Raw genomic sequence first — 13,334 nt, 5'->3', positions numbered from 1 at the left:
CCGCGCCCCCATACGCGCGGGGGTGCCTCACCGTTTTGGTGCGGTATTCCGCAATGTTGCGCACCGCTTCCCGCGGTACCGCACACCGCGGTGCGAGACACAATAGAACCGATAGGGATAATGATGTCTTCTCTTCCGAACTCTAAGACCCCTTCTTCTTTTGCCCGCGCAGCACAAGGATGCGGTGCGCTGGTTCTCGCCGGTGCCATGGTGTTTCCCATGAGCCCGGCGCTGGCTCAGAATGTGACTGCGGAAGCACCCGCGGCCGTTGCCGCCGGCTCCCTGCCGGCTGACCACACCCCGAAGGCCGGCGGTGACCAGAAGGCTGAGACCAACGCCTTCACCCCGCACTGGAGCTACAGTGCCCTCACCGATACGTCCAAGGACCAGGATTTTCACTTCAACGGCTGGGACTTCAACGGCGATATTAACTCCCCCAAGGGCGTGCAGATTCTTATTCGTGAGAAGGGTTCGAACACCCCCGTCCTGGCTATCAGCGACATTGTCGAGTACAACGACCCCGAGTATGCGTTCCAGTACCAGCACGGACTCCTCAACGGTAACGTTAAGATTCCCGCTAACACCCTGGATTCGGCCAAGCAGTACACTGTCGAGGTGTGGGGCAACAACGGCTACGAGGGCAGCGACAAGCTCGTCACTCCCGTCGTGGGTCAGGCCCCCGAGGGCCGCGGCACTCTGTTGGCCTGGCAGGATCTGAACTTCAAGGGTTCGGACGGCGTTCAGGCCGCCAACCTGCCCACGGCTCAGGACAACGACAAGATGCCCGAGCCGAAGCCGGATCCCAAGCCAGTGGAGCAGACCACCACTTTTGAGGCGTCCGTGCCCGACGGCTACAAGTACGATGGCGTGAACCCCTTCCTCATCACGACCGAGGGCGGCACCGTTCACGTGAAGGGTTCGGGCTACACCAAGGAGTGGCGTGCCCAGCACGGCACCGTTGCGCTGTACATTGCCCCCGCAAAATACGCACCCTCTGGCTACAGGATTCCGACCTCGGATATGCTGCGTTTTGTGGAGGGTCAGGACTTTACCATTGCCGATGATGGCACCTTCGAGGCTGACCTGAAGGTTGAGGCGTACAAGCTTGCCGCCTACTACTTCATTGACGACGATATTTTCCACGATCCGACCGGCGGCACGAAGTACGACGTCCGCTACGAGATTCGTGTGGTCACTGAACAGAAGGACCAGAAGCCGCTGACCGCTGAGGAGCTGTGGACCAGCAAGAACGTGGTTCACACCCGGGTGCTGAACACTCTGGGCGAGAAGCCGGAGCCGTTCGCGCCGCGCCTGAGCTACGACGCTGTGGCTGATACCGCAAAGGCACAGGTTTTGAACGTTGGCGGTCAGGGGTTCAACGGCAATATTAACTCCGTTAAGGGCGTTCAGTTCGTGGTTCGTGAGAAGGGCTCGAACACCCCGGTTCTGGCAACCAGTGACATTATCGAGTTTGACCACCCCACCCAGGCTTCGGCCTACCGTGACGGCAATCTGCGCGGTACCGTGAATCTTCCGGAAAACACCCTGAATGCTTCGAAGAAGTACGTGATTGAGGTCTGGGCTAACGACGGTTACAGCGAGAACGGCGAGCTACTCGCGCCGGTCGTGGGCAAGTCCACCGAGGGGCGCGGCGAGCTGCTCGCATGGCAGGACCTGGATCTGAACGGCACTAACGGCTACAAGGATGCAAACCTGCCCACGGCTCAGGACAACGACAAGAAGCCTGACCCGGCACCGCAGCCGACCCCCAAGCCCGAGCCGAAGCCTCAGCCGTCCCCGCAGCCCGACCAGAACCAGCTTCAGAAGGCCACCCGCGGTGAGCTCGCGGCAGCCCTCTACGTGCAGGCGGGTACCCCCGAGGTGAAGCTCCCCGAGACTTCCCCGTGGCCGGATGTGAAGACCACCGACCCGAACTTCCCCGCCTACGTGTGGGCCCGTCAGAAGGGCATCACCTTCGGCTGGTCGGACGGCAAGTTCCACGCCGACGCCGGCGTTTCGAACGCAACCGTTGCGGCTTTCACCTACCGCGCGGCGGGTTCGCCTGCAGTAACGGGCACCTCCTCCTACAAGGACGTGACCCCGGGTTCGGCCTTCTACCGTGAGATTCTGTGGGCTCAGCAGAACAAGGTGGTGCTGAATGCTAACGGCACTTTTGACGCTCAGCACATGGTGACCAAGGCTGAGCTGGCCACCCTGATTGCGGCATACCAGGCCCGCTAGGCACCGTATCGGTGCGCCCGCGCCTCCCCCGGTTTTGCCTTGGGGGTGAGTGCGGCGCATCAGATAGCTCTCTGAATCCCCCGTGTTCCCGAACGGTTTTCTGTTCGGGGGCACGGGGTTCAGCTTTTAACAGCTAACCGCTGTGTGAGATTTTTCAGAACCTTATAGTGTTCCTTGAGTGTTTCCTGACAAGTGTTCAACACTTTGCTAGGGTGAGAATATCCCCGAAACCGACGGGGATACTCAACCACTTTCTCCTTGGGCCAGCGCAGATTCGACGGAAATTTCTCACCCCCATTTAGAACCTGCATCGGCGCAATGGACATGACCGATAAGGAATGTTTATGTCCGCTCTTCCGAACTCCAAGTCTTCACTCCTGTATGCAACCCGCAGCTGCAGTGCACTGGCACTAGCGGGTGCGATGATTCTGCCGCTGTCTCCTGCGCTTGCTCAGAACGCCACAGCAGATGCTCCTGCAGCGGCTAGTTCTCAGTCGGGTGATCGCGTCCGTGAGAATCCCGCTGATACTTCTGATGAGTTCACTCCCCACTTGGGATACCACTCGTTGAAGAATACTGATGAGGACCAGGTTCTGGAATTCTCGGGTTGGGGTTTTGAGGGTGATTTTAACTCCCCGAAGGGCATCCAGATTGTTGTGCGAGAGGTGGGTTTGAACTCTCCGGTTCTGGTGGTTAGCGACATCGTTGAATATAACCACGAGAATCTGGCTTTCGCTTACCAGAGCGGCTACATCCACGGTACGGTGAAGATTCCGGCAAACACCCTGGATAAGTCAAAGGATTATGTTATCGAGGTGTGGGGTAACAACGGTTACGAGGGCGACGAGTTCATTACCCCCGTCGTGGGTCAGGCGCCCGAGGGCCGCGGTACCCTGCTGGCTACCCAGGAGCTGAATTTCGAAGGCTCTGACGGCACGACGGCTGCAGATATTCCGGGTAAGACCCCGCAGAAGGCTACGTTCAAGTTTCGGTACGACAACCAGGAACAGCTGCTGTACACCTCCGAGGGCGGCACCATCCACGTGAAGGGCTGGGGCTACACCAAGGAGTGGCGTGAGAAGCACGGCAAGGTAGTGGTCTACATTGTTGCTTCTCAGGGTGTTCCTGACGGCGCTGATGTTCTGCCCGCCAATGATGTTCTGCTCCGTTTTGAAGAGGGTAAGGACTTCACCATTGCTGAAAACGGCACCCTGAATGCTCAGTTGACGGTCAAGCCCGGTGCGTTGCAGAGCTACTACAAGCCTCGCACCCCTTTCCTCGGCATTCCGCGTTACGAGAAGCGTTACGAGGTGAGTTACGAGATTGGCATGTTTACCGAGAAGCAGGGTGAGCCCCAGCTGACTGTGGAGGACCTGTCGGCTGGTAGGAACGTGCTGTATCGTACTATGCTGGACACTCAGGCGTTCCGCTCCAGCGCGTTCGCCCCCAAGGTGGAGTATAAGGCTCTGGGTGACACCGCCGCCGATCAGAGCATTTACTTCTTGGGTACCGGCTTCTACGGCAAGTTTGCCTCCGCCGGGGGTGTTCAGTATGTGATTCGTGAGAAGGGTTCGAACACCCCGGTTCTGGCGACGAGTGACATCTTTTGGTATAACCGCTATCACCATTTTTCTGAGTTCGAGAACGGCGAGGTGCGCGGCGTCGTGAAGGTTCCGGCGAGTACTCTGGACCCGGCGAAGAAGTACGTCGTGGAGGTTTGGAGTAACGACGGCTATAAGAACGGCGAGTTTGCCGGCCCTGTGGTGGGCAAGGCGCCCGAGGGTCGCAGTACCCTGTTAGCTTCTCAGGACCTGAACTTCAAGGGTTCTGACGCTACTGACGGTAAGCAGCCCAGCCTGACCGATGAGCAGCGCAAGGAACGCGCTACTCGCGGCGAGCTGGCTGCGGCGCTGTACGCTCAGGCTGGTAGCCCCAAGGTGGACCTCCCGGCTGTCTCCCCGTGGCCGGATGTGAAGACCACCGACCCGAACTATGCCGCCTACATTTGGGCTCGCCAGAAGGGCATTACCTTCGGCTGGGCTGATGGCAAGTTCCATGCGGATGCCGGAATTTCGAACGCTACCGTCGCGGCTTTCACCTACCGCGCGGCTGGGTCCCCCACCGTGCAGTACTGGTCCCCGTACACCGATGTGGCCCCGGGTTCTGCGTTCTTCCGTGAGATTGCGTGGGCTGGGCAGAACAAGGTTGCACTGAGTACCAGCGGCACGTTCAACCCCAAGCACATGGTGACTCGCGGTGAGCTGGAGGTTCTGATGATGGCTTTCTAGGCTCGCTCAGCGTAGCCACCTGAATGACCCCGTGCTCCCGAATGATTTTCTGTTCGGGAGCACGGGGTTCAGCTTTTAACAGCTAACCGCTGTGTGAGATTTTTCAGAACCTTATAGTGTTCCTTGAGTGTTTCCTGACATCTGTTCAACCCTTTGATAGGGTGAAAATGTCCCCGAAACCGACGGGGATATTCGACCACTTTCTCATTGGGTTGGCGCAGATTCCACGGAGATTTCTCACCCCAGAAACCCTATGAAGCTGCATCATCCCGGTGGGTACGACCCGTAAGGATGATGTATGTCCTCGCTTCCGAACTCTAAGTCTTCTTTCCTCCGTGCGGCGCAGGGTTGCGGCGCACTGGTGCTGGCTGGTGCGATGGTCCTGCCGATGGCCCCGGCGCTCGCCCAGGATGCGGCACCTGCCGCTAATGCACCGGCGGCGAATGCGGTAACCCCCAAGCCTGCGGCTCAGGACGCTGCCGCACAGCCGACGTACTCCACCGACTATGACACCATTTTTTACACCGGTGAGGGCGGCACCGTGACCCTGAAGGGCTCCGGTTTCACCAAGCAGTGGCGTGAGCAGCACGGCACCGTTGTCTTCTACATTGCCGCTACGAAGGATCACCCCGGTAACGCTGAGCCTTCCACCTCGATGCTTCGCTTTGAAGAGGGCAAGGACTTCACCATTGCCAATGATGGCACTTTTGAGGCAAAACTGACCATCAAGGCTAAGGCTCTGGAGAGTTTCTACACTCCTATCGATTATTTCCCGGGTATCATCCTGAATGAGGTGCGTTACGAGACGGGTATCTTGACCGAGGCTAAGGGTCAGCCCCAGTCGAGCATTGAGGATATTTGGGCTCGCAAGAACGTTATCGCCCACAACCCGATGTACACCCGTGCCTACCATCCGCAGGTCCTGGCACCTAAGTTGAAGTACGATGCTCTGAAGGACACCACGAAGGATCAGGAGCTGCTGATTAAGGGTGAGGGTTTCGTTGGGGAGGAGCTACCCGGCCGTGAGGGTGCCATGTACGTGATTCGTGAGAAGGGCACCGGCACCCCCGTCCTGGCGATGAGCGATATGAAGTCCTACTATGAAGATCCCGATGGCGTAACCCGCCTGGAGGGAGGCACTCTTTACCGCACCATCAAAATCCCCGCAAACACCCTGGATCCGTCTAAGCAGTACGTCATTGAGGCGTGGAGCGACTACGACTACGACCTCACCAAGAAGGACAGGCCCCTCATCACCCCGATCGTGGGTTTGGCGCCGGAGCACCGCGGTGTTCTTATGGCTCGTCAGGATCTGAAGTTTGAGGGTGTTCAGGACTTCACGGATGCTACCGTGCCCAAGGGAGAGTACAAGAGCCTTATCTCGAAGCTCACCTACCAGGAGCAGCAGCAGCGCGCTACTCGCGGCGAGCTGACTGCGGCGCTGTACGCTCAGGCCGGCAGCCCCAAGGTGGACCTCCCGGCGGTCTCCCCCTGGCCGGATGTGAAGACCACCGACCCGAATTATGCCGCCTACGTGTGGGCTCGCCAGAAGGGCATTACCTTCGGCTGGTCGGATGGTAAGTTCCACGCGGAGGCAAGCATTTCGAACGCTACCGTTGCGGCGTTCACCTACCGTGCAGCGGGTTCTCCGGCTGTTTCTGGTGTTTCTTCGTTCACGGATGTTAATCCGAGTTCCGCCTTCTACCGTGAGATTCTGTGGTCCACGCAGCAGTACGTCATCAATCCGGATTTCGGCGCTTTTAATGCGACGGACCTGGTGAACCGTGGTCAGCTGGAGCAGATGCTGTTCAACTTCCAGAATCGAGCTAAGTAGAACGGTGCCGGGTAGATCCACGCTAAGTAAGGCGGCCTAGTTTTACGCTGAATACCCCGTGTTCCCGAGCAGGTTCTCTGCTCAGGAACACGGGGTTTCAGCTTTTAACGGCTACTCACTGTGTGAGATTTTTCGGAACCTTCAAGTGTTCCTTGAGTGTTTCCTGACAAGTGTTCAACACTTTGCTAGGGTGAGAATATCCCCGAAACCGACGGGGATACTCAACCACTTTCTCATTGGGCTAGGACAGATTCGCCGGCAATCTTTATAACCGCTGGCGACCCCCTACAGCCCCGGAGAAACGACTTTAAGGATGTCTCATGTCCTCGCTTCCGAACTCTACGTCTTCATTCTTCCACGCGGCTCGGAACTGCAGCGCGCTCGTACTGGCGAGCGCGATGGTCCTGCCGATGGCCCCGGCACTGGCCCAGGACGCTGCACCCACCGCAAACGCGCCCGTGGCTAACGCGACTGCCAAGACCCCCGCACCTGCAGCTCAGGATGTCGCGGATGAGCCGTCGTTCACCGTTACGTATGAGGATTACTACTTCCAGGACGGCCGTGACTACATCGGGCAGGAGGGCGACGGCCTGTACACCGGTGAGGACAGTAAAATTACGGTTCTGGGCACCGGCTTCACCAAGGAGTGGCGCGAACAGCACGGCAAGGTGGTCATCTATATCGCACCCGAGGAGAACGTCCTCTATAACGCTCTGCAGATTACCGACACTCTTCTGCGGTTCGAGGAGGGCAAGGACTTCACCATTGACGATGACGGCACCTTTGTCGCCCCGCTGAAGGTTGAGGCTAATACTCTGCCGAGTTACTACACTCTCACGGAGTATTTTCCGGATATGACCCTGGACAAGGTGCGTTACGAGGTTGGCATCCTCGCCGAGCCCGAGGGCCAGCCGCAGTCAACCGTTCAGGATATCTGGGCTCGCAAGAACGTTGTGACGCATCACGGTCTGAGCACCAATGATTATCACTCCGATACCTTTGCACCTAAGTTGAAATACGATGCTCTGAAGGACACCACGAAGGATCAGGAACTGCTGATTCAGGGTCAGGGCTTCGTGGGGAATAACATCCCCGGCGCCGAGGGCATGATGTACGTCATTCGCGAGAAGGGCACTGGCTCCCCCGTCCTGGTCATGAGCGAGATGAAGCATTACATCCACGGTGATGATGAGTACGAGAGGAGCCTGGAGGGAGGCTTCGCTTTCGTCAACCTCAAGATTCCCGCAAACACGCTGGATCCGTCCAAGCAGTACGTCATTGAGGCGTGGAGCGACTACGGCTATGTCAGTCAGACGGATAAGACCCTCATCACCCCGCTTGTGGGTTTGGCTCCGGAGCACCGCGGCGTTCTTTTGGCGCACCAGGAATTGAAGTTTGAGGGCGTCCCGAGTTTCACGAACGCTTACGTACCCGTAGAGGAACGTATGTACTTTTCGACGTCGCTGAACGATGAGGAACAGAAGCAGCCTGCCACCCGCGGTGAGCTGGTTTCCACTCTTTATGAGATGAAGGGCAGCCCCAAGGTGGACCTCCCGGCTGTCTCCCCGTGGCCGGATGTGAAGACGGACGACCCGAACTACGCCGCCTACATTTGGGCTCGTGAAAAGGGCGTTACCTTCGGCGGACCCGACGGCAAGTTCCACGCGGAGGACGGTCTCACGAATGCAACCGTTGCCGCGATGGTCTACCGTGCGTCCGGTTCACCGGAAGTATCGGGTGTTTCGTCCTTCCCGGATGTTACGCCGGATTCCGCATTCTATCGTGAGATTCTGTGGGCTACCCAGCAGAATGTTATTACTCCCGAGACCGGCATGTTTGAACCGAATCATGCTGTGACCCGCATTGAGTTGGAGTGGATGTTGTTTTATTACCGGCATCGTGTGCTGAACCCTATCACTACCGGCCTGTATCGCATTGCTAACTAAGTAGGCCAGGTAACTAAGTAGGCCGGGCCGGTTCTAGCCCGGGTACCTCGTCACAACAGACGGGGTGCCCGGGCTCTTACGCATTGAGGGAATCTGCGCGGATTCTTCTAGAGTTCTCTCCCCTAGAATTCTCGCCCTAGAGTTCCCATGCGGGGGCTGCGGCGGTGCTTGCCGAGTGCGCGTCCTGACCGGTTGCCACGCCGGTGGAGACGGTGAAGTCCCACGGGTCGGTGTTCAGTGCGGACAGCTTCGTTTCGATAGCGAAGCCGCGCTCAGCGAGCAGGGCGCGCAGGCGGTTTGCCGCCGACTGCAGCCAGAGGGATTCGCTAGCTGCATGGGAGCAATCAATCAGGGCGATGTTGCTACCGTCAACTCGTGCGGTTTCGCGGAATTCGCTGGCGGGGTGGTGGCGCAGGTCGGCGGTAATGTACACCTGCGCGTCAGTGGCGCGCACAGCGTCGAAGAGGGAGTCACCGGCACCACCGCAGAGGGCGACGCGGCGGATCGGCTGGTCGGCGCGTCCGGCGATGCGCAGGCCACCGGCGGTTGCGGGCAGTGCCGCTGCGAGGCGTTCTGCAAGCTCCTTGAGGGTGATTTCTTCGGGCAGGGTGCCGAGGCGGCCGGTGCCTACCGCGTGTTCCTGTTCGTCAAGTACCTGGGTTTGTGCTTCAGTGAGCGGTTCGCGGTCAATCAGGCCGATAGCGTCACAGAGTGCTTCGTTCACGCCTTCAACGGCGGCATCTGCGTTGGTGTGCGCGCCGAGCAGTCCGCATCCGCCTTCGATGAGGGTGTGCAGAACGTTGCCTTTGTAGTCGCTGTCGGGGATGAACTTTGCGCCGCGGAGCAGCAGCGGGTGGTGGGTGATGAGTAGCTGCGCGCCTTCGGCTACGGCTTCTTCGGCGGTGGCGGTGAGGGCGTCTACTGCGAAGAGGACGGTGCTCACTTTAGCGGCGCCACGTCCGGCGACGAGGCCGGAGGCGTCCCATCCGGCGGCGAGCTGCGGCGGGAAGAGCGTGTGGAAGGCGTCGACGACTTCTGCGAGGGTGGGGGTTTCTAGTTTTTCAGTCATACCTCTATTGTGGCAGGTGGCGCGGCGGGGCAGGTGGGGGTTTACGCCAAAGCCTGCGGTAGCGCAGGAATATTATGCGGCTCGGCGGTGTTCTTCAGATAGTGTGGTTTTATAGTTCAAGGAGAGATTATGGCTGAAATTGTTCTTGCCGGTGGATGCTTCTGGTGCCTGGATGCCGTCTATCGTCAGTTCCGCGGCGTTGAGTCCAGCGTGTGCGGCTACGCTGGCGGCGACATGCCCGACCCCGATTACCGTTCGGTGTGCTCTGGAACGACCGGGCATCACGAGGCCGTGAAGATTACCTTCGATCCGCAGGTAATCAGCTACGACACCATCCTGGATATTTTCTTCATCAGCCACGACCCGACCAGTTGGGACCGTCAGGGGGCTGACACGGGTTCGCAGTACCGTTCGGTGATTTTCTACGAGGACGAGCAGCAGCGCGAGCTGGCGGAGCGAGCTAAGGAACGGGCCCAGCAGCTCTTTGATGCGCCCATCGTGACCGAGATTAAGCCGCTCGATGTCTTCTACGAGGCCGAACCTGTTCACCAGAACTACTATGCGCTCAATCCGGCGCAGGGGTATTGCGCGTTCGTGGTGAGCCCCAAGGTGGCCAAGGCTCGCCGTGCTTTCTCGCAGCTGCTCCGTTAGAACGGTTTTGTGACGGACGGTGAGTGGGATGAACGGGTAGCCCGGGTATGATGATTACAGTAGCTCACTCAGCTCTGATGAATTCTACCGAGAGGCTATGATGAACAGCCCTTTCCCTGTTTCTTCCATTGTGACCCGTCGCGCCGCCCTGCTGGCCGCAGGTGCTGGTGCCGCCGTGACGCTGAGCGCCTGTGCCCAGTCCGTGCATCCGCTGTCGAAGTCTTCCGAGTCGGCTTCTGAATCCGCCTCGGCAAGTGAGTCCGCGTCTTCCAGCGCATCGGCCTCTGCTTCTTCTAGCGCCTCGGCCTCTTCCAGCGCTTCTGCGTCTTCGAACAAGTCCTACAAGGGCCCCTTGAAGTTCGATAACTACGAGAAGAACGGCACCTACGTTCCGGCCACCGAAACCGAAAAGGCCAAGAACGTGCCGAAGCCCCTCCCCCCGGAGCACATGAATGATCGGAGCCCCGAGGGAATCTACGAGTTTACGGGCTTCTGGCTGGCTTCCATCAACTACCTGATGCTCACCGGCGATTCTGAGCCGCTCAAGAAGGCTGATCCCGCCGATGTGTACGTTAAGCAGTTTAACGAGTACGTTCAGCTGTACCAGGACTACGGTGGATGGACTTACGGTGCCGATACCCTGATGGAGATGAGCCTTTTGGCGGATCTTCCCCGTCAGAGCACCAAGAACCCCAACCAGTACACGTGGAGTGCCAACCTCACCTTCAACCAGGATTTGAAGGCTCACGTAGACGGTTCTGCTCCCCACAAGATTGCCAAGAGCGAGGGCGGCCGCACGTATGTTGGTGTGGAGTATAAGAATGGTGTCTGGGTAATGCTCACCGGTCACGAGGATGAGGCTTCCGCATCGGCTTCTTCGGCATCGGCATAACTTCCTCTCTCCCCTCCCCCGTACGCACTATTGTGGTTGTGTGCGGGGGACTTTGTGTTTTCGGGATTTCGTGTTTAAGCGCCTGTCCGGCGGCGTATTTCATACATGACGCGCGATGACGGGGCCTTCAGCAAGGACAGGTATGATAGGAGCGGTGGCTCACTCAACTTCCGATAATCTACAAACTTCGAAAGGCTACGATGACCGGCCCTTCTTCCGCCCCCGTTACCCGACGCACCGCGCTATTTATCACCGGCGCTACGGCTACCGTCGCGCTGAGCGCCTGCGCTCCGAAGGTACGCCCCCTAGCTGATTCCTCTGCCTCGGGCTCGTCTTCTTCGTCTCCGTCGGCGGCTTCCTCGTCTAGTGCGTCTGCTTCTTCGAAGGCATCCGCTTCGGCTTCTTCGGGTAAGTCCTACAAGGGTCCCCTGAAGTTCGATAACTACGAGAAGAACGGCACCTACGTTCCGGCCACCGAAACCGAAAAGGCCAAGAACGTGCCGAAGCCCCTCCCCCCGAGCAACATGCACGACCCGTCGGTCGATGGTATCTACTCTTTCCTCGGCTACTGGATTTCGTCGATTAATTATTTGTTGCTTACCGGCGACTCCGAACCGCTGAGCAAGTCCGATCAGGATTATGTGGAGATTTTCCAGCGTTTCTCCACCATGTACCAGGACAAGTCCGGTTGGATGTACGGTTCTGATGCTCCGATGGGCATCTCGCTTTCCACCGATACTCCTACCCAGAAGTCCTCGGGCTCTAACCCGCGATACCGTTGGAATGGTCGTTTGCTTCTCGATCAGAATCTGAAGATTTATCTGCAGGGTAGGGGCTCCAACACCGCCTTTACCGCGGAGAGCCACGACATCTACATCGATATGACCTACAGGTCTGGCGGCTGGACCGTTATCACCAAAGATACGAGCGACGACGACAGCGGTAGCTCCGGAAGCTCCGGAAGTTCCCCCTCCCCCAGCTCCAAGAGCCCGAAGAGCGGCAGCGGGAAGAGCGGCGGACTCAGCGTCTAGTCAGCCTCCCGACGTACACCCCTATGCGGCGGATGCTTTAGCGCCTAGTGTGCGAGCATCCGCCGCATTTTTTGCACTATCAGATAACTTCATATTGGGTTGAGAACCAGCCTGCGATATTCTGGTTTTAACTGTTCATGCATGTACATTACTCAGAAAGATTCTTATGTCTACTCTGTACACCCGCCGTACCGCGCTGACTGCGTTGGGTATGGGTGCCGCTACCCTGCTGGCCGCCTGCTCTTCTAACTCTTCCGAGTCGTCTTCCTCGCCGAGCGCGACTACCGCATCTTCGAGCGCAAGCACGACTCCTTCCGCCTCCGTGGCTCCCACTCCGGAGGCGACGACCACCATTGAGCCCGGCCCCAGCCTAAAGGGCGAGGTCGTTCTGGCTGATTACTCCTCGACCGGCACCTTTGAGGCCGGTACGAAGGAACACAAGGCTCAGAACGTTCCGGTTCCCCTGGAGCCTGCGAAGCTGCGCGAGAACAGCGTTGAGGGCCTGCACGCGTTCATTGCATACTGGCAGGCCACCCTGAACTACCTGTTGCTCACCGGCGACGGTACCCGCTTCACGAACATTGACCACACGGGTGACTACACCACGGTGGCCGAGCTATTCCAGAGCATGTACGCCTCTGATAGCGGCTGGGTGGTTGGTTCGGAGCGCCCCCTGGTCTTCTCGCTGACCGCGGATCGCCCCACGAAGGACACCCGCACCGGTTACTACACCTGGGCTACCGAGATGACGATTGATACCGCCGAGGGTGCTGGCGTGTACAGCAAGACCAACGACCGCACCCAGACCCTGGCCGATGTATTCAAGTACCAGGGTAAGCCGGTAGCCGGCCAGGTCGTGGCTCACTACCAGGACGGCACCTGGCGTATGGTGCGCCGTACTCCCGGTACCGCTTCGCCTTCGCCGGCTGCTTCGGTGAGCCCGAGCGCTTCTGCAGAGGCTACTACCGCTTCTGCTGAGGCATCGGCGCAGTAGGTTCAACAGGCGCAGTAAAGTTTCTACGGCCTATACCGCTGAGAAGCCACATGCGTTTCGAGAAGCCACTATGTTTGTTGCTTTTCGAAACACATGTGGCTTCTCGCTTTTAGCCTTTGAGAGGCTCACGGCGGCACCGCAAAGCAAGAGGCAGCTAACGAATAAAGACATAAACAAAGAAGCCCTTCATCCGAAGATGAAGAGCTTCTTTCCTAGTGGTGACCCCAACCGGATTTGTATGGTGATGAGGGCGCATAATGCCGAGCGCGCGAGGGAATTCATTATGCGTCCGAATGCCACGCTGCAAGAAGTGGCGGGGCATGATGCCGAGCGCGCGAGGGAATCCATCATGCCCCGCAGTGCCGCGACGTAAGGAGCGGCGCCGTGA

Annotated in this window: 10 protein-coding genes; 9 read left to right on the top strand and 1 reads right to left on the bottom strand. The window is 58.6% G+C overall.

Annotation, left to right across the window (positions count from 1 at the left end):
* The first annotated feature begins 123 nt into the window (after window positions 1–123).
* The 4 genes from HMPREF2874_RS06395 (at window position 124) to HMPREF2874_RS06380 (ending at window position 8,309) form a co-directional block, all read left to right on the top strand.
* Window positions 124–2,241 (top strand): S-layer homology domain-containing protein, encoded by a 2,118-nt coding sequence (locus tag HMPREF2874_RS06395; RefSeq protein ID WP_070649518.1) that lies wholly within the window; start codon window positions 124–126, stop codon window positions 2,239–2,241.
* Between the two features lie 344 nt (window positions 2,242–2,585).
* Window positions 2,586–4,529 (top strand): S-layer homology domain-containing protein, encoded by a 1,944-nt coding sequence (locus tag HMPREF2874_RS06390; RefSeq protein ID WP_070649516.1) that lies wholly within the window; start codon window positions 2,586–2,588, stop codon window positions 4,527–4,529.
* Window positions 4,530–4,827: 298 nt separating this feature from the next.
* Window positions 4,828–6,363 carry an S-layer homology domain-containing protein gene (locus tag HMPREF2874_RS06385; protein WP_070649515.1) on the top strand — a complete coding sequence of 512 codons (1,536 nt, stop codon included), beginning with the start codon at window positions 4,828–4,830 and terminating at the stop codon, window positions 6,361–6,363.
* A 320-nt stretch (window positions 6,364–6,683) separates the two neighbouring features.
* A complete protein-coding gene (locus HMPREF2874_RS06380) occupies window positions 6,684–8,309 on the top strand; it encodes an S-layer homology domain-containing protein (RefSeq protein ID WP_070649513.1) in 1,626 nt (541 codons plus the stop codon).
* A gap of 136 nt (window positions 8,310–8,445) precedes the next feature.
* Here the strand turns inward: HMPREF2874_RS06380 and HMPREF2874_RS06375 are convergent, their stop codons facing one another.
* Entirely contained in the window at window positions 8,446–9,378 is a 933-nt protein-coding gene (locus HMPREF2874_RS06375) for a Nif3-like dinuclear metal center hexameric protein (RefSeq protein ID WP_070649511.1), read from the bottom strand.
* Between the two features lie 129 nt (window positions 9,379–9,507).
* Between HMPREF2874_RS06375 and msrA the strand changes: the two genes are divergently transcribed.
* The 5 genes from msrA to HMPREF2874_RS06350 all read left to right on the top strand — a co-directional run bounded on the left by msrA (window position 9,508) and on the right by HMPREF2874_RS06350 (window position 13,319).
* A complete protein-coding gene (gene msrA, locus HMPREF2874_RS06370) occupies window positions 9,508–10,029 on the top strand; it encodes a peptide-methionine (S)-S-oxide reductase MsrA (RefSeq protein WP_070649510.1) in 522 nt (173 codons plus the stop codon).
* Between the two features lie 97 nt (window positions 10,030–10,126).
* A complete protein-coding gene (locus HMPREF2874_RS06365; RefSeq protein ID WP_371440410.1) occupies window positions 10,127–10,921 on the top strand; it encodes a DUF6318 family protein in 795 nt (264 codons plus the stop codon).
* 200 nt (window positions 10,922–11,121) lie between these two features.
* Window positions 11,122–11,952: a DUF6318 family protein gene (locus HMPREF2874_RS06360; RefSeq protein ID WP_070649506.1), complete on the top strand. Its 831-nt coding sequence runs from the start codon at window positions 11,122–11,124 to the stop codon at window positions 11,950–11,952.
* A gap of 166 nt (window positions 11,953–12,118) precedes the next feature.
* Window positions 12,119–12,946, top strand: coding sequence for a DUF6318 family protein (locus tag HMPREF2874_RS06355; protein WP_070649504.1), 828 nt, complete (start codon window positions 12,119–12,121; stop codon window positions 12,944–12,946).
* Window positions 12,947–13,016: 70 nt separating this feature from the next.
* A complete protein-coding gene (locus HMPREF2874_RS06350; RefSeq protein WP_070649502.1) occupies window positions 13,017–13,319 on the top strand; it encodes a hypothetical protein in 303 nt (100 codons plus the stop codon).
* Window positions 13,320–13,334 lie beyond the last annotated feature (15 nt).

It is taken from the genome of Rothia sp. HMSC068F09 (assembly GCF_001812775.1).
Classification (GTDB): Bacteria; Actinomycetota; Actinomycetes; order Actinomycetales; family Micrococcaceae; genus Rothia; species Rothia mucilaginosa_A.
The sequence above is the reverse complement of the archived record's forward strand: the minus strand, read 5'-3'. Positions and strand labels throughout refer to the sequence as shown.